The 24,497-nt window shown below is 64.4% G+C and carries 21 protein-coding genes; 13 read left to right on the top strand and 8 right to left on the bottom strand.

The annotated features are described in order from the left end of the window. The first annotated feature begins 521 nt into the window (after window positions 1–521). From speB to G559_RS0122505, 7 genes are all read left to right on the top strand, one after another. Window positions 522–1,481 carry an agmatinase gene (speB, locus tag G559_RS0122535; RefSeq protein WP_028630411.1) on the top strand — a complete coding sequence of 320 codons (960 nt, stop codon included), beginning with the start codon at window positions 522–524 and terminating at the stop codon, window positions 1,479–1,481. A gap of 230 nt (window positions 1,482–1,711) precedes the next feature. Next, window positions 1,712–2,536 carry an ABC transporter substrate-binding protein gene (locus G559_RS30510; protein WP_028630410.1) on the top strand — a complete coding sequence of 275 codons (825 nt, stop codon included), beginning with the start codon at window positions 1,712–1,714 and terminating at the stop codon, window positions 2,534–2,536. Between the two features lie 78 nt (window positions 2,537–2,614). Next, a complete protein-coding gene (locus G559_RS30505; protein WP_028630409.1) occupies window positions 2,615–3,358 on the top strand; it encodes an amino acid ABC transporter permease in 744 nt (247 codons plus the stop codon). A 10-nt stretch (window positions 3,359–3,368) separates the two neighbouring features. Further along, window positions 3,369–4,100 (top strand): amino acid ABC transporter ATP-binding protein, encoded by a 732-nt coding sequence (locus G559_RS0122520; protein ID WP_028630408.1) that lies wholly within the window; start codon window positions 3,369–3,371, stop codon window positions 4,098–4,100. Further along, on the top strand, window positions 4,100–4,822 hold the full coding sequence (locus G559_RS0122515; protein WP_028630407.1) for a class II aldolase/adducin family protein: 723 nt from the start codon (window positions 4,100–4,102) through the stop codon (window positions 4,820–4,822). Before G559_RS0122520 ends, G559_RS0122515 begins: the two co-directional genes overlap by 1 nt. A gap of 108 nt (window positions 4,823–4,930) precedes the next feature. Continuing rightward, window positions 4,931–6,316, top strand: coding sequence for a sodium:solute symporter (locus tag G559_RS0122510; protein WP_028630406.1), 1,386 nt, complete (start codon window positions 4,931–4,933; stop codon window positions 6,314–6,316). A 141-nt stretch (window positions 6,317–6,457) separates the two neighbouring features. After that, window positions 6,458–7,183 carry an MBL fold metallo-hydrolase gene (locus G559_RS0122505; RefSeq protein ID WP_028630405.1) on the top strand — a complete coding sequence of 242 codons (726 nt, stop codon included), beginning with the start codon at window positions 6,458–6,460 and terminating at the stop codon, window positions 7,181–7,183. Window positions 7,184–7,188: 5 nt separating this feature from the next. Here G559_RS0122505 and G559_RS30715 read toward each other — a convergent pair whose 3' ends face one another. Together G559_RS30715 and ptrR are read right to left on the bottom strand one after the other, a co-directional pair. Beyond that, window positions 7,189–7,326 carry a PA1414 family protein gene (locus G559_RS30715; protein WP_169338778.1) on the bottom strand — a complete coding sequence of 46 codons (138 nt, stop codon included), beginning with the start codon at window positions 7,324–7,326 and terminating at the stop codon, window positions 7,189–7,191. 195 nt (window positions 7,327–7,521) lie between these two features. After that, complete coding sequence (gene ptrR, locus G559_RS0122495) at window positions 7,522–8,391, bottom strand: putrescine utilization regulator PtrR (RefSeq protein ID WP_028630404.1); 870 nt, start codon at window positions 8,389–8,391, stop codon at window positions 7,522–7,524. A gap of 109 nt (window positions 8,392–8,500) precedes the next feature. Here ptrR and G559_RS0122490 point away from each other — a divergent pair, with 109 nt between their 5' ends. Further along, a complete protein-coding gene (locus G559_RS0122490; protein ID WP_028630403.1) occupies window positions 8,501–9,691 on the top strand; it encodes a YbfB/YjiJ family MFS transporter in 1,191 nt (396 codons plus the stop codon). Between the two features lie 95 nt (window positions 9,692–9,786). Here G559_RS0122490 and G559_RS0122485 read toward each other — a convergent pair whose 3' ends face one another. The 5 genes from G559_RS0122485 to G559_RS0122460 all read right to left on the bottom strand — a co-directional run bounded on the left by G559_RS0122485 (window position 9,787) and on the right by G559_RS0122460 (window position 16,340). Further along, window positions 9,787–10,872, bottom strand: a complete 1,086-nt coding sequence (locus G559_RS0122485) for an extracellular solute-binding protein (RefSeq protein ID WP_028630402.1) — start codon at window positions 10,870–10,872, stop codon at window positions 9,787–9,789. Beyond that, a complete protein-coding gene (locus G559_RS0122480) occupies window positions 10,869–11,909 on the bottom strand; it encodes a histone deacetylase family protein (RefSeq protein WP_028630401.1) in 1,041 nt (346 codons plus the stop codon). The genes G559_RS0122485 and G559_RS0122480 overlap by 4 nt, the downstream gene beginning before the upstream one ends. Window positions 11,910–12,585: 676 nt before the next feature. Further along, the gene (locus G559_RS0122470; RefSeq protein ID WP_028630400.1) at window positions 12,586–13,605 is read right to left on the bottom strand and encodes an AraC family transcriptional regulator; all 1,020 of its coding nucleotides are present in this window, start codon (window positions 13,603–13,605) and stop codon (window positions 12,586–12,588) included. A 5-nt stretch (window positions 13,606–13,610) separates the two neighbouring features. Further along, complete coding sequence (gene aceK, locus G559_RS0122465; protein WP_028630399.1) at window positions 13,611–15,347, bottom strand: bifunctional isocitrate dehydrogenase kinase/phosphatase; 1,737 nt, start codon at window positions 15,345–15,347, stop codon at window positions 13,611–13,613. 78 nt (window positions 15,348–15,425) lie between these two features. Continuing rightward, window positions 15,426–16,340 (bottom strand): LysR family transcriptional regulator, encoded by a 915-nt coding sequence (locus tag G559_RS0122460; protein WP_028630398.1) that lies wholly within the window; start codon window positions 16,338–16,340, stop codon window positions 15,426–15,428. A gap of 107 nt (window positions 16,341–16,447) precedes the next feature. Between G559_RS0122460 and G559_RS0122455 the strand changes: the two genes are divergently transcribed. Both G559_RS0122455 and G559_RS0122450 read left to right on the top strand, forming a co-directional pair. Then, complete coding sequence (locus tag G559_RS0122455; RefSeq protein WP_028630397.1) at window positions 16,448–18,190, top strand: amidohydrolase; 1,743 nt, start codon at window positions 16,448–16,450, stop codon at window positions 18,188–18,190. A gap of 104 nt (window positions 18,191–18,294) precedes the next feature. Beyond that, entirely contained in the window at window positions 18,295–19,026 is a 732-nt protein-coding gene (locus G559_RS0122450; protein WP_028630396.1) for a TorF family putative porin, read from the top strand. A 242-nt stretch (window positions 19,027–19,268) separates the two neighbouring features. Here G559_RS0122450 and G559_RS0122445 read toward each other — a convergent pair whose 3' ends face one another. Then, window positions 19,269–20,186 (bottom strand): LysR family transcriptional regulator, encoded by a 918-nt coding sequence (locus G559_RS0122445; protein WP_028630395.1) that lies wholly within the window; start codon window positions 20,184–20,186, stop codon window positions 19,269–19,271. A gap of 105 nt (window positions 20,187–20,291) precedes the next feature. Between G559_RS0122445 and G559_RS0122440 the strand changes: the two genes are divergently transcribed. The 3 genes from G559_RS0122440 to G559_RS0122425 all read left to right on the top strand — a co-directional run bounded on the left by G559_RS0122440 (window position 20,292) and on the right by G559_RS0122425 (window position 24,128). After that, window positions 20,292–22,034 (top strand): amidohydrolase, encoded by a 1,743-nt coding sequence (locus tag G559_RS0122440; protein WP_028630394.1) that lies wholly within the window; start codon window positions 20,292–20,294, stop codon window positions 22,032–22,034. Between the two features lie 102 nt (window positions 22,035–22,136). Beyond that, complete coding sequence (locus G559_RS0122435; RefSeq protein ID WP_028630393.1) at window positions 22,137–22,868, top strand: TorF family putative porin; 732 nt, start codon at window positions 22,137–22,139, stop codon at window positions 22,866–22,868. A gap of 351 nt (window positions 22,869–23,219) precedes the next feature. Continuing rightward, on the top strand, window positions 23,220–24,128 hold the full coding sequence (locus G559_RS0122425; RefSeq protein WP_028630392.1) for a DMT family transporter: 909 nt from the start codon (window positions 23,220–23,222) through the stop codon (window positions 24,126–24,128). The last annotated feature ends 369 nt before the right edge of the window (window positions 24,129–24,497 follow it).

Below are 24,497 nucleotides of genomic sequence, written 5' to 3'. Positions count from 1 at the left end.
GTGGCGCTACCTGGAGCGCGGTGAGCTGCCGGCGGGTGCGACACTGAAAGCCGTGCCCTGACACCACCACTCAGCCAGCGAGCCGCGACGAAAGAGTGACGCAGTCAACACGCCCGTAATTCGCCCGGGTCATCAGCGCGATGACCGATCTTGTAGAAAGGGTGTGGTGCAAAGGGGCATGCCTGAGCGCAACGCGCAAGCAGGATCGTGTTGGTCCTCGTGACCAGCGGATAGAAGGTGGTGAGACGCCAGGTCTCACGAGCAGCATGCCCCGCTGCCTTGATGCGTACCCCGAGCCATGAATCGGAGGAACAGGCCTTGACACCGAGATCTTCATAGAAGGGGCGAATTCATTCGGCCCTACAGGAAGCAGAGCCCCTGCCGGTAGGACGGCATCTTACCCGCTCCCGATAGTTTAGAAATCCTTGAAGTAATTATTTGCCGCCAGCGATTTGTCCGTGATGGCACTGTCACCAGAATCCCCCCACTACCTACAACCACAACAACCGTGAGGCCACCCCGTGGACAAGAAACTCCATCAGCCCCTGGGCGGCAATGAAATGCCCCGTTTCGGCGGCATCGCCACCATGATGCGCCTGCCCCACATTCAAACTCCCGCCGAACTCGACGCCCTGGATGCCGCCTTCGTCGGCGTTCCGCTGGACATCGGCACCTCCCTGCGCTCCGGCACCCGCTTCGGCCCCCGCGAAATCCGCGCCGAATCGGTGATGATCCGTCCGTACAACATGGCGACCGGCGCAGCGCCCTTCGATTCGCTGAACGTGGCCGACATCGGCGACGTGGCCATCAACACCTTCAACCTGCGGGAAGCCGTGCGCATCATCGAGCAGGAATACGACCGCATCCTCGGCCACGGCATCGTTCCGCTGACCCTGGGCGGCGACCACACCATCACCCTGCCGATCCTGCGTGCCATCAACAAGGTGCACGGCAAGGTGGGCCTGGTGCACATCGACGCCCACGCCGACGTCAACGACCACATGTTCGGCGAGAAGATCGCCCACGGCACCACCTTCCGCCGCGCCGTGGAAGAAGGCCTGCTGGATTGCGACCGCGTGGTGCAGATCGGCCTGCGCGCCCAGGGCTACACCGCCGAAGACTTCAACTGGAGCCGCAAGCAGGGCTTCCGCGTGGTCCAGGCCGAAGAGTGCTGGCACAAGTCGCTGGCACCGCTGATGGCCGAAGTCCGCGAGAAAGTCGGCGGCGGCCCGGTTTACCTCTCCTTCGACATCGACGGCATCGACCCGGCCTGGGCGCCCGGTACCGGCACCCCGGAAATCGGCGGCCTGACCACCATCCAGGCGATGGAAATCATCCGTGGCTGCCAGGGCCTGGACGTCATCGGCGGCGACCTGGTCGAAGTCTCCCCGCCCTACGACACCACCGGCAACACCTCGCTGCTGGGCGCCAACCTGCTCTACGAAATGCTCTGCGTCCTGCCGGGCGTTGTGCGTCGTTGAACGCAGCCATGACCGGGCAGCAACGAGCCGCTGCCCACTGGCACTGCTGACAACTGTTCAGGAACCGGCCCTTAACCACGGCCCCAAGGGCCCGCGCTGGCTCCCGGCGGGCAAGACATCCGAAACGACCGCTCAGGTTTCTCCTGACGCTGCATAAGAACGAAACAGCTCCACTTTATTGCGACTGCCTACAACAACAACCACTGCAATACGCCTTGAAGGAGTTAACGATGAGCAATCGTCCGCTGAAACTGTTTGCCCTCGCCGGTCTGTTCGCCGCCACCCTCAGCGGTGGCGCCATGGCCGCCGACGCCAAGCCCTCGTTCGTGAGTTCGGGAAGCTTCCAGGTCTGTTCCGACCCTACTTTCCCGCCGCTGGAGTTCTTCGAGAAAACCGGTGACCGCGAACCCAGTGGCTTCGACGCGGACCTGATTCGCGCCCTGGCCAAGCACTGGGGCGTGAAACCTCGCTTCATCGTCACCGAGTTCACCGGCCTGCTCCCGGGCCTGGATGCCAAGCGTTGCGACGCGGTCATCAGCGGCACGCTGATCACGCCCGAGCGCACCCAGAAGCTGAACGCCGTGGCCTACCTCTCCAGCGCCACCATCGTCTTTGGCAGCGGCAAGAGCGACCTCACACTGAACAGCCTGGACGACCTCTCGGGCAAGGTAGTGGCGGTGCAGTCCGGCACCCGCTACGTGACCATCATGGAAAAGCTCAATGCTGACCTGAAGGCCGCTGGCAAGGCCCCGGCCACCCTGCAGACCTATCCGAAAGGCAGTGACGTGGCCCAGCAGGTACTGGTTGGCCGCGCCGCCGCCGGCCTGTCCCAGGACACCGAGCTGGCCTACCGCGAACTGCAGACCCCTGGCCAGTTCAAGACCCTCTACGCGTTCCCCGAAAAGGACATCTTCGGCGCCTACATGCGTCCGAGCCCGGAAGACAAGAAAGCCGTCGAGGACGCGGTGTCGGCCCTGAAAGCCGACGGCACCCTCAAGTCCATCGCCGAGAAATGGAAGCTCGATCCAGCCAACCTGGAAACCGCCGCGCAGTAAGCAAGGCCAACGGCCCGCCCCTCTCCCGCTCGCGGGGGAGGGTGCAACGGCACGCTTCCATTCACGCAGGACACGTACATGAACTTCGATGTGACTGTCTTCTGGGACGCCCTGACGTCCTGGCACTTCTTCCAGGGCGCTTGCATCACCCTGGTGCTGGCCCTGGTGTCCCACTCGGTGGGCATCCTGATTTCCATTCCCTGCGCCCTGGCCCTGGACGGTCCGGCGAGCGTGTGGCGCAGCACGCTGCGCGGCGTACTCAGCGTATTCCGCGGCGCCCCGACGCTGCTGCAACTGTTGTTCGTGTGGAACGCCCTGCCGCAGTTCTTCCCGGTGTTCCGTGAAGAATGGTTCACCCCCTTCATCGCTGCCTGGATCGCGCTGTCGCTCAACGAAGCCGCCTACCAGGTGGAGATCAACCGCGCCGCGCTGAAATCCGTGGACAAGGGCCAGTACGCCGCCGGCCACGCCCTGGGCCTGTCGCGCTGGCACACCTTCCGTTACGTCATCATGCCGCAGGCCGCGCGCATCGCCGTACCGCCGACCGCCAACGAATTCATCACCCTGCTGAAGATCACCTCGCTGGCGTCGGTCATCTCGCTGCAGGAACTGATGGCGGTGACCTCGCAGACGGTCTCCACCACCTTCCAGTTCTCCGAGTACTACGCCGTCGCGCTCGTTTACTACCTCGCCATGGTCTACACCCTGACCTGGATGCAAAGCGGACTCGAACGACGCCTCTCCTGGGATGCCCAGGGCAGCGCCAGCAGCAAATCCGTCGGCCTGGTGCAACGCACCCTGGCTCGCATGCGCCGTATCTGAGGACTCCGCCATGAACGAAATCATTCGTCTGCAGAACGTCGGCAAGCGCTATGAGGATTTCCAGGTGCTGCAGGGCATCGACCTGTCGGTGCGCCAGGGCGAGAAAATCGTCATCTGCGGCCCGTCAGGCTCGGGCAAGTCGACCCTGATCCGCTGCATCAACCGCCTCAATCCCCATGACAGCGGCACCATCATTGTCGAGAACCAGGACATCTCCACCAAGGCCGGTAGCGACCACGTGCGTCGCGAAGTGGGCATGGTGTTCCAGAACTTCAACCTGTTCCCCCACATGACGGTGCTCGAGAACTGCACCCTGGCGCCGATGAAGGTCCGTGGCATATCGCGCAAGGAAGCCGAGGAGCTGGCCCTGCGCTACCTCAACCGCGTGCATATCGGTTCCCAGGCGCACAAGAAGCCCGGCCAGCTCTCCGGCGGCCAGCAGCAGCGCGTGGCCATCGCCCGCGCCCTGTGCATGAACCCCAAGGTGATGCTGTTCGACGAGCCCACCTCGGCGCTGGACCCGGAAATGGTCGGCGAAGTGCTGGAAGTGATGACCGAGCTGGCCCAGGACGGCATGACCATGCTCTGCGTGACCCACGAGATGGGCTTCGCCCGCAAGGTGGCCGACCGCGTGGTGTTCATGGACGCCGGACAGATCGTGGAAACTGCCACGCCCGGCGAGTTCTTCGACAACCCCCAGCATCCGCGTACCCGCGCATTCCTTTCGCAGATCCGTCACTGATGAACGCACAGAACGAAGCCATCCTGCGCCGTGACCTGGCGGCCGCCTACCGGCTGGCCGCCCTCTTCGGCTGGGACGACACCCTCTACACCCACTTTTCGGTACGCCTGCCGGGCGTCGAGCCGCGGTTCCTGATCAACCCCTTCGGGCTGATGTTCGAGGAAATCCGCGCCAGCGACCTGATCGTGGTCGACATGCATGGCCGGGTGCTGGAAGGCAACGCCGACTACAACGTCGCGGGCTTCACCATTCACAGCGCCGTGCACATGGCCCGCGCCGATGCCCACTGCGTGATCCACACCCATACCTTGGCGGGCATGGCGGTGGCCGCGGCGGACAACGGCCTGGCCCAGCTCAACCAGATCAGCGCCGAGTTCCACCAGCGGGTGGGTTACCACACCTACGAAGGCATCGCCCTGGACCTGGGTGAGCGCGAGCGGCTGGTGGCATCGCTGGGCGACAACATCGCCCTGATGCTGCGCCATCACGGCCTGCTCAGCGTGGGCGCCAGCGTCGCCGACGCCTTCTACGTCATGTACTACCTGAACAAGGCGTGCGAGATACAGATCGCCGCCTCCACCCTGCGGGGCATCCGTGAGATGCCCTTTGATCTCAGCGTGCACGCCTGCGAGCAGTTCCAGGCGAGCGAGTGGCAACGCCAGCTGGTCTGGGAAGCCTGGCTGAGAAAGCTCGAGCGGGAGTGCCCCGAATACAAGGACTAGGACAAGCGGGATTGCTTGATAACGGCGCAGTGTGAAGCGTTGCGCGCCTTGCAACACCAGTCGTGGACTTGCGAACCGCGACAACAACAATAGTAAGAGAGACCTGAAATGGCTTTGGATTTATTCGTAGTACTCCTATACGTAGCTGCCATGCTCGCACTGGGCTGGTACGGCATGCGCCGCGCCAAGACCCGTGAAGACTACCTGGTGGCCGGGCGCAACCTGGGCCCGGGCTTCTACCTCGGCACCATGGCCGCCACGGTTCTCGGCGGCGCCTCCACCATTGGCACCGTTCGCCTGGGCTACGTCCACGGCCTTTCCGGTTTCTGGCTCTGCGCCGCCCTGGGCCTGGGCATCATCGGTATCAGCCTGTTCCTCGCCAAGCCGCTGCTGAAGCTGAAGATCTACACCGTCACCCAGGTGCTGGAACGTCGCTACAACCCAACGGCGCGCCACGCCAGCGCCGCCATCATGCTGGTCTACGCCCTGATGATCGGCGCCACCTCCACCATCGCCATCGGCACCGTCATGCAGGTGCTGTTCGACATGCCCTTCTGGATCGCCATCCTGATCGGCGGCGGCATCGTGGTTGCCTACTCCACCATCGGTGGCATGTGGTCCCTGACGCTGACCGACATCGTGCAGTTCCTGATCATGACCATCGGCCTGGTCTTCATCCTGATGCCGATGTCCATCAGTGACGCAGGTGGCTGGGACGCTCTGGTCGAGAAGCTTCCGGCAAGCTACTTCTCCATGACCGCCATCGGTTGGGACACCATCATCACCTACTTCCTGATCTACTTCTTCGGCATCTTCATCGGCCAGGACATCTGGCAGCGCGTGTTCACGGCCCGTAGCGAAAACGTGGCCAAGGTCGCCGGCACTGCCGCTGGCGTCTACTGCGTGCTCTATGGTCTGGCCGCCGCGGCGATCGGCATGGCCGCCAAGGTGCTGCTGCCCGACCTGGACAACGTCAACAACGCCTTCGCCAGCATCGTTCAACTGAGCCTGCCGGATGGCATCCGTGGTCTGGTGATCGCCGCTGCCCTGGCCGCCCTGATGTCCACCGCCAGCGCCGGCCTGCTGGCCGCCTCCACCACCGCCGCGCAGGACCTGTGGCCGCTGTTCACCGGCCGCAAGGACGAGGAAGGCAGTGCCCATGAGAACCGCGTCTTCACCCTGCTGCTCGGCTTGGTGGTCCTCGGTATCGCCCTGGTCGTCAGCGACGTGATCAGCGCCCTGACCCTGGCGTACAACCTGCTGGTAGGCGGCATGCTGATTCCGCTGCTGGGTGCCATCTACTGGAAGCGCGCCAGCACCGCCGGCGCCATCGCCAGCATGGTCCTGGGCAGCATCACCGCCTGCGTCTTCATGTACACCGACGGCCTCGAAGCCAACACCCCGATCTACTACAGCCTGGCTGTAGGCGCGGTGAGCTTCGTGGTCATCAGCCTGCTGTCCCGCCGCCCGGCTGCAACGGGCGAACTGGCCTGACATGCACTGCCGCCTCTCCCCGGAGGCGGCATTTCCCGCCCCGGTCCGGCCCTGCCGACCGGGGCTTTTTTTATTCGATAGCCCCCCCTGGGCGACCTACCCTACAGATTCAGCCCAGGCAATCCAGGCACGGAGCACCCCATGAAAATCGTCAGTCGTGACCAATGGTTCGACGTCGAGCACTGCTACGACGGCATCAGCCTGATCAGCGAGCCCTTCGTGCGCCCCTTCTACCGCTGCAACCTCTGGCACGTGCAGGGCCGCGACAAGGACCTGCTGATCGACTCCGGCTCGGGCCTGGTCAGCCTGCGCGAACAGTTGCCCTGGCTCACCCAGCGGCCGTTGCTGGCCGTGGCCAGCCACACCCACTTCGACCATATCGCCGGCCACCACGAATTCCCCGAACGCCTGGTTCACCCAGCGGAAGCGGACATACTGGCCACGCCCACCGGGGCCAATACCCTGTCGGCGGATTTCGTCGGTGATGAGATGTTCGAAGCGCACCCGGACTGCCCGCTGTGCTACGCCGAATACCGCGTGAAAGCGGCGCCGGCGACGCGGCTGATCGATGAGGGCGATGTGCTGGACCTGGGAGACCGGGTCCTGGAGGTGCTGCATACCCCCGGGCATTCACCCGGCGGCATCAGCCTGTGGGAATCGAAGACAGGCACACTCTTCAGCGGCGACATCATCTACGACGGTCCGCTGATCGATAACGCCTACCACTCGAACCTGGATGACTACGCCAAAAGCCTCGCACGGCTGCGCGACCTTCCGGTGCGCACCGTGCATGGTGGTCATTTCCCGAGCTTCTCGGGTGAGCGCCTGCGCGAGTTGGCGGACAACTGGCTCAGGGCTCACGAGTAAGCCGGTTACTCCCTCAAGCGGCGCTGCTCGGCGAGACGGCGCTGCTCTTCGCTACGGATTGGGATGGGTTGCAGGCGCGGTGCTTCGATCAGACCCAGCGCGACACCCAGTTGCCACATCCACGCTTCTAGTCGTTTCTTCATGCTTGACCCCCTTTCCTGGGACTTTGGTCGGGTGGCCCGTGCTTCTTCGGCCACCCTTGTCTGGAGCTTAGTTGCTCCGGGCAAGATCCAAAATACGCTCGCCCAGAAATTTCCTACTGACCTGAATCAAACCGCTGAACGGTATTACGGAGAAGTCCTACAACCGTGCATGACGCTGATCGGTGGCGCGTGATCCTACTGCGCCTGGCGGCCGTCCTGCTGCAGGTCGATCCAGGCACGCAGGTTGGCGCCGAGCATGCCCTTGCGCCACATCAGCCAGGTGGTGGTGCGATTGAATGGCGCGTCCAGTTGGTGAACCCGCACCTCGTCCCGCCCGGGCAGGCTTTCCAGCATCGAACGCGGTACCAGGGCAATGCCGCCGCCGGCGATCACGCAGGCCAGCATGCTGTGGTAGGACTCGATCTCCATGGGCGGCGCCATGGGCACCCGCGAGGCAACGAACCAGCCTTCCAGGCGGCGGCGATAGGAGCAGCTCTGGCGGAAGGCGTAGACCTCCAGCCCGGCCACATCCTGAGCCGACTTCACCGGCCCATGGGCAGCCTCGGTGATCAGCACCATCTCCTCTTCGAACATCGGCAGGCCGTCGAGCTCGGCGAATTCCACCGGGCCGTCTACCAGAGCGGCATCCAGCCGGCCACCGAGCAGGCCTTCCAGCAGCTCGCCACTGGGTGCGGTCTGCACCTGCAGGTTCACCGCGGGCCAAGTGCGGTGGTAGCGCACCAGCATGGGTGGAAGGTGGATGGCGGCGGTGCTGAACATGGACCCAATCACGAAGTCCCCAGCCGGCTCACCGCCACGCAAGGCCGCCTCGGCCTCGGCCTGCAGGGCAAACATGCGCTCGGCGTAACCCAACAGCACCTTGCCCGCCGGAGACAACGTCAGGCGCTGCCGTTCGCGCAGGAACAGCTCGACTCCCAGGGCATCCTCGAGCTGGCGCAAGCGCGTCGAGAGGTTGGACGGGACCCGATGCATACGCGTGGCAGCGCGGGTGATGGAGCCTTCCTCGGCGACGGCCTGGAAGATGCGGAGCTGGCTGAGTTCCATGGCAAACCATTCAATAAAAAAGAACATATACGTTCATTTTTATTCGTTTTTAATGAATACATCCAGCCCCTAGCATGGAAATCCCGATGACCAGCACCGGAGACCCCCCATGCCCACGCTGATCCGACTATTCGCCTGCTTTCTGGCCCTGCTCGTTGCCATGGGAGTTGGCCGCTTTGCCCTCACCCCGCAACTCCCGCACCTGATTGCTGAAGGCCAGGTAAGCCTGACCGGCGCCGGCCTGGTGGCCGCCGCCAACTACCTGGGCTACCTGATCGGCGCACTGGATGCCTTCAATGTCAGGTCGCCGGGCCAGGCTCGCCTGCGTCTGGTGATCGGACTCTGGGCCACTGCGCTGCTGACCCTGGCCTCGGTGCCGGCGGAAGGCCTCTGGCCCCACGTCCTGCTGCGCTTCGCCCTGGGCGTCGCCAGCGCCTGGGTGCTGGTGGTGGTCACCGGCCTCAGCCAGCGTATTGCAGCGGACGCCAATCGGCCTCGCTTGGGCAGCCTGGTATTCGCGGGCCCGGCCTTTGGCGTGATGCTGACCGGCCTGCTGGCCCTGCAGCTGAACCTGCAAGGCCAAGGCTCTGCCGCGCTCTGGCTGGCGTTCGGCGCGCTGGCACTCGTATTGACCCTGCTGACCCAGCCACTGCTGCCCTCACCGACAGCAGCGCCGCAGATGGAAACGCCGGCCCGCGCCCGGCCAAAAGCCTTCTACGCCTTGCTGGTTGCATACGGACTGGTGGGCATGGGCTACATCATCCCGGCCACCTTCCTCTCGCAGATGGCAGCCGCGCGCTTCCACGGACAATGGCAGGCAGACCTGTTCTGGCCGGCCTTCGGCCTGGCGGCAGCGTTGGGCGTAGTGCTGGTCAGCCTGCGTCGGCAGACCCCCGGCGGCACACGGCGCTGGATGGTGGTAGCGCTCTGGCTGCAGGCGCTCGGCACCCTCGCCTGCACCCTGCCGGGCATGCCTGGACTGACCCTGGGCGTGATCCTCAGCGGCGGTCCCTTCCTTGCCGGTATGCAACTGGTGATGCAGTACGCACGGGAACTGGACCCGCACGGCCATTCGCGCAATGTCGGGCTGCTGACCGCCGCCTTCGCCCTTGGGCAACTGCTCGGCCCGCTGCTGGCAGCGGTCAGCAGCCACCTCGGCGGTAGCCTGCAACCGGCACTCTATTTAGCGGGGGCGGGATTGGTGCTGGCGGGGGGATTGATGGCTCGTCCGGGCGCCACCCCTGTAGGGGCGAGTTCATTCGCCAAGCAGGCCGAAACTGAATGGGACCCCGCCCCGTAGGATGCGGTGGAGCGCAGCGATACCCATCGATCAACACTGATGGGTATCGCTGCTCTAGTGGTACGCCGTCCGCACCATCCTGCAAAGGGCCGGCGCTAGGTGCCGGTCTTGACCTTGGTCCAGGTGCGGGTCCGGATGCGCTCCAGCTTCGGCGGCAGCATTTCCACCGAGAACAGCCGGGCCTGCACCTCGGCCGGCGGGTAGACGTTGGGGTTGTCGCGCAGCTCCGCAGAGGTCAACTGATCCGCCGCCTGGTTGGGGTTGGCGTAGGCCACGTGGTCGGAGATGGGCGCCACCACTTCCGGGCGCAGCAGGTAGTTGAGGAAGGCGTGGGCCTGCTCGACGTTCTGCGCATCCTTCGGAATGGCCAGCACATCGAACCAGGCGGCGGTGCCTTCCTTGGGAATGCGGTATTCCACCTTCACCCCGTTGCCGGCCTCACGCGCCCGCGCTGCCGCCTGCATCGCGCCGCCGGACCAGGCCAGCGCCACACAGACTTCGCCATTGGCCAGATCGGTGACGAACTTCGACGAGCTGAAATAGCTGACGTGAGGCCGCAGCTTCGCCAGCAGCTCCTCGGCCTTCTTGTAGTCGTCCGGGTTGTGGCTGTTAGGCGACAGGCCCAGGTAGTGCAGCACTTCCGGGATCACCTCGGTGGGCGAATCGAGGAAGGCAACGCCGCACTGCTTCAACTTGGCCAGGTTGTCCGGGTTGAAGATCAGCTCCCAGGAATCAACCGGGGCGTTCTCCCCCAGTACCGCTTTCACCTTGTCGACGTTGTAGGCGATGCCATTGGTGCCCCACATGTAGGGCATCACGTACTGGTTGCCCGGGTCCTTCGCGGCCAGCACCTTGAGCAGCGCCGGGTTGAGGTTCTTCCAGTTGGGCAGCTTGCTCTTGTCCAGCGGCTGGAACACCCCGGCCTTCATGTAGTTGGGCAGGAAGCTGTCACTGGGCACCACCAGGTCGTAGCCGGAATTGCCGGAAAGCAGCTTGGCCTCCAGCACTTCGTTGCTGTCGTAAACGTCGTACTGGGGCTTGATGCCGCTGTCGGCCTGGAAGTTCTTCAGGGTGTCCGGGCCGATGTAATCGAACCAGTTGTAGATGCGTACCTGGGGCTCGGCGACGGCATTCAACGAAGCGCCCAGCAGGGCCCCCGCCAGCAGGATGCGCGCCTTCATTGCGCAGCTCCTTCATAGCCTTGCAACACGTTCACCGCATTCACGCCGATGGCTTCCACCGCGTAGCCGCCTTCCATGATGAACAGGGTCGGCAGACCGAGGGCGGCGATGCGCTGGCCCATGCGGATGTAGTCGGGCGAGTCCAGCTTGAACTTGGAGATGGGGTCGTCCTTGTAGGTGTCCACGCCCAGGGAGATCACCAGCGCATCCGGCGCGTACGCGGCGATCTTCCGGCAGGCGTCGTCGAGCGCAGCGGACCAGCCGTCCCAGCCGGTGCCATGGGGCAGCGGGTAGTTGTGGTTGAAGCCGGCACCTTCGCCTTCGCCGCGCTCATCGGCATGCCCCAGGTAGTAGGGGTACTCCACCAGCGGGTCGCCGTGGATGGAGGCGAAGAGCACGTCGCTGCGATCGTAGAACAGCTCCTGGGTGCCGTTGCCGTGGTGATAGTCGACGTCGAGGATGGCCACGCGTTTGGCGCCCTGGTCAAGGAAGGCCTGGGTGACGATGGCGGCGTTGTTGAAGAAGCAGTAGCCGCCCATGAAGTCGCTGCCGGCATGGTGGCCCGGCGGACGGCAAAGGGCAAAGGCGGTGTTGGCGCCCTGGCGCATGTGATCCTGGGCGGTCAGCGCCACCTGGGCGGAGCTGTACACGGCCTGCCAGGTGCCGGCAGTGATCGGCGCCTCGGTGTCGAAGCAGTAGTGACCGAGCTGGCCATGCAGCGCGGTGGGGATGGGGCCATCGCGGCGCAGGCGGCGCGCCGGGAAGGTGGTGGGGAGCATGTCGCAGCTATGGCCTTCGGCGGCCCAGCGGTCCCAGGCGCCCTTGAGGAACTCCACATAAGCCGCGCCATGCACGCGCAGGACCGGCCCCAGGCCGAAGTCCTTCGGCTCGATCACTTCACCGATTGCCTGCTGGCGTACCCGCGCCAGCACGGTGTCCGCGCGGCTGGGCATTTCGAAGCAGGGCTGTAGCTTGCCATCGACCAGTTCCGACTGGCCAAAGTGGAGACGGTGATCGTCGCTATAGACGGTCAGCATGGGGAGCACCTCATCGGTCTTGTTATTGATGGGGGATTCTGTGCGGAACCATGGGTGTTTGCGCAGTGGCAGGGACGGCCAATAGGGGATCTAAATGGCCAACATATGTGGCCACAAAACAATCCAGCCATCATCGGATGGATCGGGCGGCACTCCGCGAGCCTGCGAAACCCATGCTGCCGGATTGATGGGTTTCGCTCGCTCTACCCATCCTACCGAAGCAGCGCTCCGAGCCAATCCGAAACATCCGACGCTCCAACCGCATTGCCGTCCTACAAGCCCCTTGGGCAGCATCCGGCCTCGTTGCGACGCTGGTCGCGACCCGGGCTGGAACCCCGGAATGTAGCGCGCAGAAAGCCATGCAGGTCGACTGGGCATCACCTTCAGTCATCTGGCAGTCATGGCGGACTGTGCGAGGCGGGCATTCGCCCGGCCGGTTGCTACACCGGTGGTTCCAACCTTGCACAGTCCGCCACCCTTCTCTGGACCTATCCGGGTGGATGATCAGCGAATCGGGCAGCTACGACCTGCTCCTGCGCCGCTTCTACCACCCGGAAAACCGCAACCTGCGTCACTGGCTGACGCAGGAAGTGGTGCCAGCACTGCGCGCCGCGTAGCCGTACTGTGGGGGCGAATGAATTCGCCCCCACATGGACAAGCGACTCCCCTGCCGCCATTAACCCCGGAAATGACTCGGCGGCTGGCCGCTCCAGCGCTGGAAGGCATGGCGCAGGCTGGCGGTTTCGCTGAAGCCGAGTTCTTCGGCGATGCGGTAGATGGGGATGTCGCCTTTCTGGAGCATTTCCTTGGCACGGGTGAAACGCAGTTCATCGAGCAACTGCTGGTAGCTGGTCTGCTGCTGGGCCAGGTGGCGGCGCAGGCTGCGCGACGAGCAGTTCATCTGCCGCGCCAGCTCTTCCAGCCCCGGCGGGTCCTGTAGTCGGGCGGCAAGCAGGCCGCGCACCCGCTCAAGCCAGGCGCGGCGGGCAGCGAATTCGACGTTCTGCCGGCGACACTGTTCGAGCATTTCCTTGTGGGTCACCGGGTCCGCCAGGGGCAGGCGCCGGGCCAGCCAGGCAGCATCGAAACCGATAGCGCTGTGGGCCGCGCCAAAGGTAACCGGGCAACCGAACCCTTTGGCGTAGGGCCGCGCCATGCCGCTGCTGCTCGGGTAGTCCAGCTGCACCGAGCGCAGCGGCAGAGGCTGGCCCAGCAAGTCTGCAAAGATCACTTTCAGCGAGCCCAGGCACAGCTCGGTATTGAAGGCCCGCAGCGACTCCTCTTCGCCATAGCCGGCGGCAGTCAGCCAGACGGTATCGCCGTCCTGCTCCAGCGCCAGGCGGAAATAGGTGCCCAGCAGCACCGGGTAGTTCAAGCCCACGCGCAGTGCCTCGCCGAAGGTGGGCGCTGAAAGCATCGCGTAACCGAGCAAACCATAGGCGGAAATACGCGTGCGCAGGCCAAGGGTCAGGCCCAGGGCCACGCGCGGCGCCAGGCGCACGGCATTGGCGTAAACCTGCTGCTCCTGCTCGGGGTTGACCAGCTTTTGCAGCTCGACGAGATCCTGCTCGCTGATGCCGCTGCCGGCCAGCACGTCGCACGCGTCGATGCCCTCCTCCTGCAACAGCGCCACGGTCAGCGCCGACATGTGCAGGGAGTTGAGCCAGGTGGCACGGGAGAAGATGTGCTCGACCATGGCCTTTACTGGATGGCCTCGGTGAGTTCCCGTTCCTGTCGCCGATAGGGGAAGACGTCGATGACCTTGCCGGAGCGGATCGCATCCTGCAGGGACTTCCAGTACGCGGCTTCGTAGAGGTCGCCATGCAGCTTGTTGAACAAGCGGCGCTGGCCGAGATCGGCGAAGAGGAAGCGCGGGAATTCCTCGGGGAACACATCGTTGGGCGCCACCGAGTACCAGGGCTCGGCGGACATTTCGTCTTCCGGGTAGCGCGGCGGCGGGATGACGCGGAAGTTCACCTCGGTGAGGTAGCAGATCTCGTCGTAGTCGTAGAACACCACGCGGCCGTGACGGGTAACACCGAAGTTCTTCAGCAACATGTCGCCGGGGAAGATGTTGGCCGCCGCCAGCTGTTTGATCGCCAGGCCGTAGTCGTAGAGCGCCTCGTGCACCTGGGCCTCGCTGGCGCTTTCCAGATAAATGTTCAGCGGCGTCATGCGACGCTCGGTCCAGCAGTGGCGGATCAGCACCACGTCGCCTTCGAGTGCCACGGTGGACGGTGCCACCTCCAGCAACTCGGCCAGGCATTCCGGCTCGAACTTGGATTTGGGGAAGCGGAAGTCGGCGAACTCCTGGGTGTCCGCCATGCGCCCTACCCGGTCGACGGTCTTCACCAGCCGGTACTTCTCGATCACGGTGTTGCGGTCCACCGTCTTGGCGTGGGCAAAGCGGTCCTTGATGATCTTGAACACGGTGTTGAAGCCCGGCAGCGTGAACACGCTCATCACCATGCCACGCACGCCGGGGGCCATGATGAAGCGGTCGTCGGTGTTGGCCAGGTGGTTGATCAGCGCGCGATAGAACTCCGACTTGCCGTGCTTGTAGAAACCGATGGAGGTATACAGCTCGGCAATGTGCTTGCCCGGCAGGATGCGCTTGAGGAAGCCAACGAACTCGGCGGGCACCGCCACGTCCACCATGAAGTAGGACCGGGTGAAGGAGAAGATGATCGACACTTCCGCTTCGTCGGTGATTATGGCGTCGGCCTGGATGCCGCGATCCTCGCGGTGCAACAGCGGGATCACCAGCGGCCACTGTTCGTCGCGGGTGTAGATGCGGCCAACCAGGTAGGCGCCCTTGTTGCGGAACAAGGGTGCTGCGAACAGCTCGATGCGCAACTCCGGGTCCTTGCACACCCAGTCCGGCAGGTGCTCGCGCAGTTGGGTTTCGAGGCGTTCGAGATCACCGGCGCGGTCGTCGTAGGGCACGTCGAAGCGGAAGTCGTCGAGTATCGCCGAGAGCACCGCGTGCAGCCGCCCTTCGGGACGGTAATTGCGAGTCTGGGGCGCGCGCTCATGGGCGCGCAGCGAAGGCCGGGTGGTATGGATGAACATGCAGCCGTCGCTGATCAGGTCATGGCTGAACAGGCTGCAAAACACCGAGTTGTACCAGGTCTCGGACAGTTCATCGTCGAGGCGCACGTCGATCAGACCGATATAGGCGCTCTTCACCAGAGGCCAGAGCTGTACGTCCAGCAACTCATCCAGCGCATAGGCCGCGCGCAGTCGCTCGCTGGTTTCGCTGACCTTCACCTCATACAAGGCAATCCGCTCGGCTGCCGCCTGCTGAGTGGCCTGCCACTGCGCCAGCTCGAAGCGGGCGCGGGCGCCGTCGGTGATCTGGCGGAAATGCTCACGGTAATCGTCGAAGCCTTCGAGAATCAGTCGGGCGATGCCTTCGGCCGGCCATTGCTGCGCCATGTGGGATGTCTCGGCTGCGGAACGGGAAAGGCGAGCTTAGCCAGAAAAAATTGCGGGTTGTAGAGGCCTCTCGCCTTTCTAGGCAATCCCCCGCTCCCGCATGTACCCCTCCAGCATCTCGATGAATACCCGCACTTTGCGGGTACGACGGCGGTGGGCCAGGTAGAGGATATGCACCCAGGGGCCAAAGGCATCCGGCTCGAGAAGGTAGTCGGGCAACAGCCGCACCAGCTCACCTCGCTCCAGGTACGGGGCGGCGCTCCATTGCGGGAGGAACTGCAGACCCTGGCCGCGCAGCGCGCACGCGAGCAGGAAGTCGTAGTTGTCGCTGGCCAGCCTGGGCGCCGGCTGTTGCAGGCGGATACGCTCTTCACCCAGCCGCACCCACCAGAAGTGCCGGTTGAGCAACGGATGGCGGAATACCAGCCAGTCGTGCTGCTCGTAATTTTCCAGGCTTAGGTCCATTCCCTTGCGTTGCAGATAGGCCGGGCTGGCGCAGAGCAGGATGCGGTTCTCCGTCAAGGGCCGGGCAATCAGCCCCGGCAAGTCCGTTGGCCCGTCGCGAAGGGCCAGGTCGTAGCCGCCGTCGATCAGGTCGACGAAGGCGTCGTTCAGGTCCACCTCCAGGCGCACCTGGGGGTGCTCGAGCATGAAGCGACAGCAGACTTCATTGAGAAAGGCCGGCCCGAACGACGGCGGCGCCGTGAGGCGCAGGCTACCGCGCAGCTCGTGCTGCAACTGGTCCACCTCCTCTCCAGCCAATTGCAACTGCATCAGTGCCTGGCGCGCGCCTTCCAGGTAGATGTGCCCAGCTTCTGTGAGCGCCATGCGTCGGGTGGTGCGCTCGAACAGACGGATGCCCAGCTCGCTTTCCAGGTGCCCCACCGCCTTGGTCAGCGCGGAGGGCGTCTTGCCCAATTGCTCGGCGGCACGGCTGAAGCTGCCGTGCTCGGCGGTGGCGACGAACATGGTGAGCGCGCTGAGCTTGTCCATTGATCTATTCCGAATCGGCACAAAAGTTGTGCGAGAACATAGCATTCTGCCGCACGACCGGCTTGGTTAGGCTCTGCGCCAGACCAACAAGAACCGGAAGCAACCCGATGAAAACCTTCGTCCCCACCCTGATGGCCGCCGCACTGGCCTGTTCCTCGATGGAAAGCATGGCGGCTGTCGATCTCATTCTGCATAACGCCAAGGTCTACACCGCCGAACCCGGCCAACCCTTGCAACAGGCTGTTGCAGTCGAGGACGGCAAAGTCCGCGCCGTCGGCAACGACGCCGAGGTGCTGCGACTGAAGGAATCCGGCACCCGGGTAATCGACCTCGACGGCAAGGTGCTGATGCCGGGTTTCGTGGACTCCCATTCCCACGCCGTGATGGGCGGGCTGGAGCTCGCCGCGGCCAACGTCAACACGCAGCTCCTCCCCATGGCGGAGCTGGAGCAGCGGCTGCGCGAGTGGCGCGACAACGGCAAGGCGCGCCATGGCGACATCCTCAGCGTCGGTGGCCTGCCCTCGGCCTACTGGAGCCAGGTTGCGGAGTTCGAGCAACGCTTCAATCAGGGCGAATGGGCCGATGAGCCCATCGTGTTCGTCGGCTGGGACCACCACACCGGCTGGGCCAACCAGGCCATGCTCAAACGGGCCGGTATCAACGCCGAAACCGTGAAAGCCCTCAAGGGCGAACAGTTGGCCACCATCGGCCACCATGAAGACAAACGCCCCAACGGCTTTCTCGCCGATGCAGGCCTCGACCCGGTACTGGCGCAGTTCCCGCAGGCCACCGCCGAGCAACTGCTGGAAGCCGGCCGCGCCGCCCTGCGCTACAACCTCAGCCTGGGCATCACTGCCTGGATGGACCCGGCCGCCAACGCCGCGCCGGGCGAGCCGCTGTTCGACTTCAAGCCCACTGCCCAAACGCTCGGCATCCTCCCGGTGTACAAGGCCATGGCCGAGAAAGGCGAGCTGACCGCCCATGTCGCCGCCCTGCTGGTGGCCCACCCGCGCAGTACCCCGGCCGACCTGGCAACGCTCGACCAAGTGCGCCAGCAGTTCCAGGGGTTGCCCAACCTGACCCTGCCGGGCATCAAGATCTTCGCCGACGGCGTGCCCGAATTCCCCGCGCAGACTGCCGCCCTGCTGGAGCCCTACAAGAACTCGAAAAAGTACGGCGAGTTGCTGATCGACCCGGCGCATTTCGGTGAGATGGTCAGCGCGGCGGATGACCGTGGCTGGCTGGTGCATGTCCATGCCATCGGCGACCGTGCGGTGCGTGAAGCCCTCAATGGCATCGAGCAGGCGCGCAAGGACCGCCAGAGCGGCATCGCCCACTCAGTCACCCACCTGCAGATGGTCAACCCCAAGGAGTTCGCCCGCTTCAAGCCGCTGGATGTCATCGCCTCCATGCAGCTTTACTGGGCCAGCGCCGACGACTCCACCCTGGACCTGGTGCAGCCCTACATCAGCGCCATGGCCTTCCAGTACCAGTACCCCGCCCGCTCTCTGTTGAAAAACGGCGCCACCATTTCCGGCGCCAGCGACTGGCCGGTGACCACGCCCGAACCCTGGAAAGCGATCTACCAGGCCGTCAGCCGCAAGGGGCCGAAAGGCGTGCTGAACCCCGACGAGGAAATCGACCGGGAAACCATGTTCCAGGCCTACACCCTCAACTCCGCCCGCACCATGGGCCTCGAAAAGCAGATCGGCTCCCTCGCCCCCGGCAAACAGGCCGACCTGATCCTGCTGGACCGCGACGTATTCCAGGTAGAGCCCGAAGCCCTGCGTGACACCCGCGTGCTGAAAACCTGGTTCGCCGGCCGCGAAGTCTTCAGCGCCGACCTCTAACCACAAGAAAGTCCCTGCTCCGCGCCCAGCTCCCGCCACCTGCGGGGGCCTGGCGGAGCCTTGCCTGCACCTGCCCGAACAATCACAACAACGGGAACCCCTCGATGAAACGCTTCACCCTCCTCGCCCTTGCCCTGACCCCTTTTGCCTGCCAGGCCGTGCAACTTTCCGACGACCTTTCCCTGCAGGTCGACCTGACCCTGGCCAGCGACTACCGCACCCGCGGCATTTCCCAGACGCAGAACGACCCCGCCGCCCAGGCCGGCGCCACCCTGCTCCACAGCAGCGGGCTGTACGCCGGGGTCTGGACCTCGAACGTCGACTTCGGATTCGGCCTGAAAACCCGCCAGGAAGTGGACTACTACGCCGGCTGGTACTGGCAGGCCACCGACGATGTAAGCCTGGACCTCGGCTACATCAAGTACAGCTACCCGAAGGAAGGGCAGTTCAACCAGAGCGAGGTCTACGCCATCCTCGGCGCCTACGGCTTCAAGCTCGCCGCCCAGTACTCCAACGACGCGAAGAACTTCTTCGGCGAGAAGCAAGACACGCTCTACAGCTACGTCAGCTACGAAACCACCCTGCCCCTGGAGGTGGGCCTGAAACTGCGCTACGGGCGCAACGACTTCAAAGACCCGCTGTTCTGGTCCAACGGCGGCACCAGCTCGGACGACTACCGTGAGTGGGAAGCCAAGCTGACGCGCGACTTCATCGGCGCCACCTGGGGCATCGCCTACGTCGATACCGACCTGTCCCAGTCCGAGTGCGCCAGCTACTACGGCTTCACCGATGTGTGCACGGCAACCTGGGTCGCGAGCGTGAGCAAGCGTTTCTAGTCATCTGTGGGGGCGATTTCAATCGCCAAGCGGACCGCAGGTTCGCCGTAACCCCGATGAAGTCCGGGAGCGGCGATTGGACTTTCCGCGGATATCATCCGGGCTACTGACGATCCGACCTCATCCTGTAAGTCAGGCATTCCGATCGTCACAGGCAGAGCCGATGACTCATGACCACGCCCTAAGGACGTGGTTTCCCACGTTCATATGAATTCGCCCCCACAACAACGAGAAGCCATCCTTCACGCCAGCCCGCGCTGCTCCAGGTAGCGAGCCAGATAGTCGATGAAGGCAAGCACCTTGCCGGTGGCGCGGCGATGGCTGGGGTAGACGGCGAGGATCTGCGGGCCGAAGGCGTCCGGGTCGATCTCGTAGTCAGCCATCAGGCGGACCAGGCGGCCGTCGGCGAAGTAAGGGGCGCCGCTCCAGAGCGGTGCATGGAACAGGCCCGCACCGGCCAGCGCGTTGGCCAGCAGCAGGTCGTAGTTGTCGCTTTCCAGACGTGGTGCTGCAGGCTGCAGGAGACTCAGGCGCTGTCCGTCCTTTTCCACCCACCAGTAGGTCCGGCTCAGCGCCGCGTGGCGGTAGAGCAGCCAGTCGTGCTGGTCGAAGGTTTCCGGGGTGACCGGCAGGGGTTTGCGCGCGAGATAGGCCGGGCTGGCGCACAACGCCAGGCGATTGCGCCCGACCACCTTGGCGATCAACCCCGGCTGATCACCACGGCCTTCGCGCAGGGCCAGGTCATAGCCACTTTCCACCAGATCGACGAACGAGTCGCTGAGGTCCACCCGCAGGCGAATCTGCGGGTACTCGGCGAGGAAGCCGGCGCAGACGTCATCCAGAAAGGCCCGCCCGAACGCCAGTGGCGCGGTGAGCCGCAGATTGCCGTACAGGCCATGCTGCAACTGCCCCACTTCCTCACCCACCTCATGCAGGCGCTGGAGTACCTGGCGCGCGGTTTCCAGGTAGACCCGCCCGGCCTCGGTCAGCACCGTGCGTCGCGTGCTGCGCTCGAACAGCCGCACGCCGAGTTCATCTTCCAGATGGGTAACGGCCTTGGTCAGGGCCGAAGGGGTCTTGCCCAGTTGCTCGGCAGCACGGCTGAAACTGCCGTGTTCCGCCGTGGCAACGAACATGCTGATAGCGCCGAGCTTGTCCATGGTTTTTCCATTCAGGAAAAAGGGTTTTGCGCGATTCGGGCGTTCTGCCAGCCCGGGCCAATCGCTAGTCTCGCTGCCAGATCAATAAAAACAAGGGGTTTACCAATGAAAGGCTTCACGCCCACCCTCCTGGCCGTGGCACTGGCTTTTTCCTCGACGGCGTCCATGGCAGCCGCCGACCTGGTGTTGCTCAACGGCAAGCTGTACACCGCCGACCCGTCCCAACCCGACGCGCAAGCCATGGCGGTGGCTGACGGCAAGGTCCTGAAAGTGGGCACCGACGCCGAGATCAAGGCCCTGGCCGACGCTTCCACCCAGATCATCGACCTGGCCGGCAAGCGCCTGCTGCCGGGCCTGGTGGACACCCACTCCCACGCCATCTTCGGCGGCCTGGAGATGATGTCCGCCAACATGGAGGACGAGGTGGTCGAGCTGGCCGAACTGGAGAAGCGCCTGCGCACCTGGCGCGACGACGGCAGCGCCCGCCACGGCGATGTGCTGAACATCGCCGGCATGAGTTCGGCCTACTGGGGCAAGGCCGAGGAGCTGCGCCAGGTGTTCAACAACGGCGAATGGGCGAAGGTGCCGGTGGTGTTCAGTGGCAGCGACCACCACACCGGCTGGGCCAACCAGGCCATGCTGGAGCGTGCCGGTATCGACGCGAAGCTGGTCGCCTCCCTGCCGGAAGCCGAGCGCGGCACCCTGGGCGTGAGCAAGGACGGCCAGCCCAACGGCTTTGCCGTGGACGCCGGCTGGGACCGCCTGGCTGCAGTGATACCAGCCGCCAGCGCCGACGAGTTGCTGCGCGCTGGCGAATCGGCGGTGAAGTTCAACAACAGCCAGGGCATCACTGCCTGGATGGACCCGGCCGCCAACGCTGCGCCGGGTGAGGCGGTATTCGCCCTCAAGCCCACGGAAAAGACGGTGGGTGTGTTGCCGGTGTACAAGGCCCTGGCCAACAAAGGCGAGCTGAACGCCCACGTCGCCGCACTGCTGGTGGCCAACCCGAAGAGCCGCCCCGCCGACCTCGAAACACTGGACAAGGTGCGCCAGCAGTTCCAGGGCATCCCCAACCTCAGCCTGCCGGGCATCAAGGTCTTCGCCGATGGCGTGCTGGAGTATCCAGCCCAGAGCGCGGCGCTGATCGACCCGTACAACAACTCGCAAAAGCGCGGCGAACTGCTGATCGACCCGGCGCACTTCGGTGAGCTGGTGAGCGCCGCCGACGCCCGTGGCTGGCTGGTGCATATCCACGCCATTGGCGACCGCGCGGTGCGCGAGTCCCTCAACGGTATCGAACAGGCACGCAAGGACCGGCAGAGCGGCATCGCCCACTCCATCACCCACCTGCAACTGGTGAACCCCGAGGAGTTCGCGCGCTTCAAGCCGCTTGACGTGACGGCCTCGATGCAACTGCTCTGGGCCTCCGGCGACGACTACACGCTGGACCTGGTCAAGCCCTACGTCAGCGCCTTCGCCTTCCGCTACCAGTACCCGGCCCACTCGCTGCTGAGCCAGGGCGCCACCATCGCCGGCGCCAGTGACTGGCCGGTGTCGTCGCCCAACCCGTGGCTGGCGATCTACCAGGCCGTAAGCCGTGATGGTCCCAAAGGCGTACTGAATGCCGACGAGCGCATCGACCGGGAAACCATGCTCCAGGCCTACACCCTGAATGCCGCCCGCACCATCGGCCTGGACAAGCAGATCGGCTCCCTCACCCCCGGCAAGCAGGCCGACTTCATCCTGCTCGACCGCGATGTGCTCAGTGTGCCCGACAAGGACCTGGCCGAAACTCGCGTTCTCAAGACCTGGTTCGCCGGTCGCGAAGTCTTCAGCGCCGACCGCTAAGCACAAGAAACCTCTGCTCCACGCTCAGCTCCCGCCGCATGGCGGGGGCCGGGCGGAGCCTTGCCCGCATCTGCCATAACAACCACAACAACGGGACACCCCATGCGCCGCATCACGCTCCTCGCCCTGACCCTGGCTCCCTTCGCCTGCCAGGCCGTGCAACTGACCGACGATTTCGCCTTGCAGGTCGACCTGACCCTGGCCAGCGACTACCGCACCCGCGGCATTTCCCAGACCCAGAACGACCCGGCCGCCCAAGGTGGCGCCACCCTGCTCCACAGCAGCGGCCTGTACGCCGGCGCCTGGACCTCGAACGTGGATTTCGGCTTCGGCCTCAAGACCCGCCAGGAGGTGGACTACTACGCCGGCTGGTACTGGCAGGCCACCGACGATGTGAACCTGGACCTGGGCTACATCAAATACAGCTACCCGAAGGAAAGCCAATTCAACATGAGCGAGGTGTACGCCATCCTCGGCGCTTATGGCTTCCAGGCGGGTGCGTATTACTCCAGCGACGCATCCACCGTGTTTGGCGAAGACCAGGATTCTCTTTATACCTACGTCGGCTATCAGACCACCCTGCCGCTGGAAGTCGGCCTGGAACTGCGCTACGGGCGCGTGGACTTCAAGGACCCGATGTTCTGGTCCAACAATGGCACCAGCTCCGACGACTACCGCGAGTGGCAAGCCAAGCTGACCCGCGACTTCATCGGCGCCACCTGGGGCATCGCCTACGTCGACACCGACCTGTCCGAGTCCGAGTGCGCCAGCAACTACGGCTTCACCGACGTCTGCACGGCGACCTGGGTGGCCAGCGTGAGCAAGAGTTTCTGATGGCTCTTGTGGGGGCGAATTCATTCGCCATGCAGGTCGAAGACCTGCCCAGGAAGCATCCATGGGGCAGCTACGCGGCCCTTGGCGAATGAATTCGCTAAGTCTGCGTTAGCTGTTGCACGAGATGTACCATCGGGCCAAGAGCCTTGTAGGAGCTGGCTTGCCAGCGAAACGGGGCTATTCGCTGGCAAGCCAGCTCCTACGGGCAATACGGCTTCTAGCAACACGTAATGCAGACAGAGCCATCGATTCCGCCACAGCCAAACTGTTCCGCCAATTTGAAAGCAAGTTGTGGATTGCGCCGCCGTTCGCGGCGGCGCATCGTGCCGGCTCCGCTGCCTGGAGCCCGCCATGAAACCCGCCGACCTCATCCGCCTGCTGAGCCTTGCCGCTATCTGGGGCGCCAGCTTCCTGTTCATCCGTATGCTGGTGCCGGACATCGGTGCACTGCCAACGGCCTTCCTGCGGGTTCTGCTCTCGGCTATCGGCCTGGCGGTGATTCTTGCGGTGCTGCGCAGCAACTGGGACTTTCGCGGCAAGCTGGGAAAGACGATGGTAATCGGCATCGTCAGCTCCGGGGTTCCGGCCGCCATGTACGCCCTGGCGGCGCAGGTTCTTCCGGCCGGTTACTCCGCCATTTTCAATGCCACCACGCCGCTGATGGGTGTGCTGATCGGCGCGCTGTTCTTCACCGAGAAACTCACAGGCGCCAAGGCCGCTGGCGTGCTCATGGGCCTGGCCGGGGTGGCGGTGCTGACCCGCACCGGGCCGGTGGCCTTCGACGCTCAATTGCTTTGGGGCGCGGCAGCCTGCCTGGTGGCCACCACCTGCTATGGCTTCGCCGGCTTCATGACCAAGCGCTGGATCACCGAGGCCGGCGGCATGGACAGCGGCATGGTGGCCCTCGGCTGCCAGATCGGCGCCACGCTCTGCCTGGTGCCAGCATTCGCCTGGGAAGCCCCGAACATGCCGCTGGAACCCCTGCTACACCCCACGACCTGGCTGGCCCTGGCGGCTCTGGGCTTTGTCTGCACCTCGTTCGCCTACATCCTCTACTTCCGCCTGATCGCCAACGTCGGGCCGGTGAAGACCATGACCGTGACATTCCTGATCCCGCCCTTCGGCGTGTTCTGGGGTGTGTTGCTGCTCGATGAATCGGTGTCGATGGCGCACCTGCAAGGCGGCGTGCTCATCGCCCTGGCGCTGTGGCTGGTGCTCAAGCCGGCGGCGGTGCCGGCTGCAGCAAAATCGGCGGGGTAACCGCAGTGCGCTTCTCTGTGGGGGCGAATTCATTCGCCAGGGAGCACACCGTGCTCCACCGAATCCCCCAGGGGCGGACTTTCGGCCCGCATGGCGAATGAATTCGCCCCTTCTATGAAGATCTCGGTGTCAAGGCCTGTTCCTCCGATTCATGACTCGGGGTACGCATCAAGGCAGCGGGGCATGCTGCTCGTGAGACCTGGCGTCTCACCACCTTCTATCCGCTGGTCACGAGGACCAACACGATCCTGCTTGCGCGTTGCGCTCAGGCATACCCCTTTGCACCACACCCTTTCTACAAGATCGGTCATCGCGCTGATGACCCGGGCGAATTACGGGCGTGTTGACTGCGTCACTCTTTCGTCGCGG

The sequence above is a fragment of the Metapseudomonas resinovorans DSM 21078 genome (genome assembly GCF_000423545.1).
In the GTDB taxonomy this organism is placed as follows: domain Bacteria; phylum Pseudomonadota; class Gammaproteobacteria; order Pseudomonadales; family Pseudomonadaceae; genus Metapseudomonas; species Metapseudomonas resinovorans.
The sequence above is the reverse complement of the archived record's forward strand: the minus strand, read 5'-3'. Positions and strand labels throughout refer to the sequence as shown.

What these genes read in the sequence shown, in the direction of transcription:
- G559_RS30510 (WP_028630410.1), top strand. Translation starts at nt 1,712, where the DNA reads ATGAGCAATCGTCCGCTGAAACTGTTTGCCCTCGCCGGTCTGTTCGCC.
- G559_RS30505 (WP_028630409.1), top strand. Translation starts at nt 2,615, where the DNA reads ATGAACTTCGATGTGACTGTCTTCTGGGACGCCCTGACGTCCTGGCAC.
- G559_RS0122520 (WP_028630408.1), top strand. Translation starts at nt 3,369, where the DNA reads ATGAACGAAATCATTCGTCTGCAGAACGTCGGCAAGCGCTATGAGGAT.
- G559_RS0122515 (WP_028630407.1), top strand. Translation starts at nt 4,100, where the DNA reads ATGAACGCACAGAACGAAGCCATCCTGCGCCGTGACCTGGCGGCCGCC.
- G559_RS0122510 (WP_028630406.1), top strand. Translation starts at nt 4,931, where the DNA reads ATGGCTTTGGATTTATTCGTAGTACTCCTATACGTAGCTGCCATGCTC.
- G559_RS0122505 (WP_028630405.1), top strand. Translation starts at nt 6,458, where the DNA reads ATGAAAATCGTCAGTCGTGACCAATGGTTCGACGTCGAGCACTGCTAC.
- G559_RS30715 (WP_169338778.1), bottom strand. Translation starts at nt 7,326, where the DNA reads ATGAAGAAACGACTAGAAGCGTGGATGTGGCAACTGGGTGTCGCGCTG.
- ptrR (WP_028630404.1), bottom strand. Translation starts at nt 8,391, where the DNA reads ATGGAACTCAGCCAGCTCCGCATCTTCCAGGCCGTCGCCGAGGAAGGC.
- G559_RS0122490 (WP_028630403.1), top strand. Translation starts at nt 8,501, where the DNA reads ATGCCCACGCTGATCCGACTATTCGCCTGCTTTCTGGCCCTGCTCGTT.
- G559_RS0122485 (WP_028630402.1), bottom strand. Translation starts at nt 10,872, where the DNA reads ATGAAGGCGCGCATCCTGCTGGCGGGGGCCCTGCTGGGCGCTTCGTTG.
- G559_RS0122480 (WP_028630401.1), bottom strand. Translation starts at nt 11,909, where the DNA reads ATGCTGACCGTCTATAGCGACGATCACCGTCTCCACTTTGGCCAGTCG.
- G559_RS0122470 (WP_028630400.1), bottom strand. Translation starts at nt 13,605, where the DNA reads ATGGTCGAGCACATCTTCTCCCGTGCCACCTGGCTCAACTCCCTGCAC.
- aceK (WP_028630399.1), bottom strand. Translation starts at nt 15,347, where the DNA reads ATGGCGCAGCAATGGCCGGCCGAAGGCATCGCCCGACTGATTCTCGAA.
- G559_RS0122460 (WP_028630398.1), bottom strand. Translation starts at nt 16,340, where the DNA reads ATGGACAAGCTCAGCGCGCTCACCATGTTCGTCGCCACCGCCGAGCAC.
- G559_RS0122455 (WP_028630397.1), top strand. Translation starts at nt 16,448, where the DNA reads ATGAAAACCTTCGTCCCCACCCTGATGGCCGCCGCACTGGCCTGTTCC.
- G559_RS0122450 (WP_028630396.1), top strand. Translation starts at nt 18,295, where the DNA reads ATGAAACGCTTCACCCTCCTCGCCCTTGCCCTGACCCCTTTTGCCTGC.
- G559_RS0122445 (WP_028630395.1), bottom strand. Translation starts at nt 20,186, where the DNA reads ATGGACAAGCTCGGCGCTATCAGCATGTTCGTTGCCACGGCGGAACAC.
- G559_RS0122440 (WP_028630394.1), top strand. Translation starts at nt 20,292, where the DNA reads ATGAAAGGCTTCACGCCCACCCTCCTGGCCGTGGCACTGGCTTTTTCC.
- G559_RS0122435 (WP_028630393.1), top strand. Translation starts at nt 22,137, where the DNA reads ATGCGCCGCATCACGCTCCTCGCCCTGACCCTGGCTCCCTTCGCCTGC.
- G559_RS0122425 (WP_028630392.1), top strand. Translation starts at nt 23,220, where the DNA reads ATGAAACCCGCCGACCTCATCCGCCTGCTGAGCCTTGCCGCTATCTGG.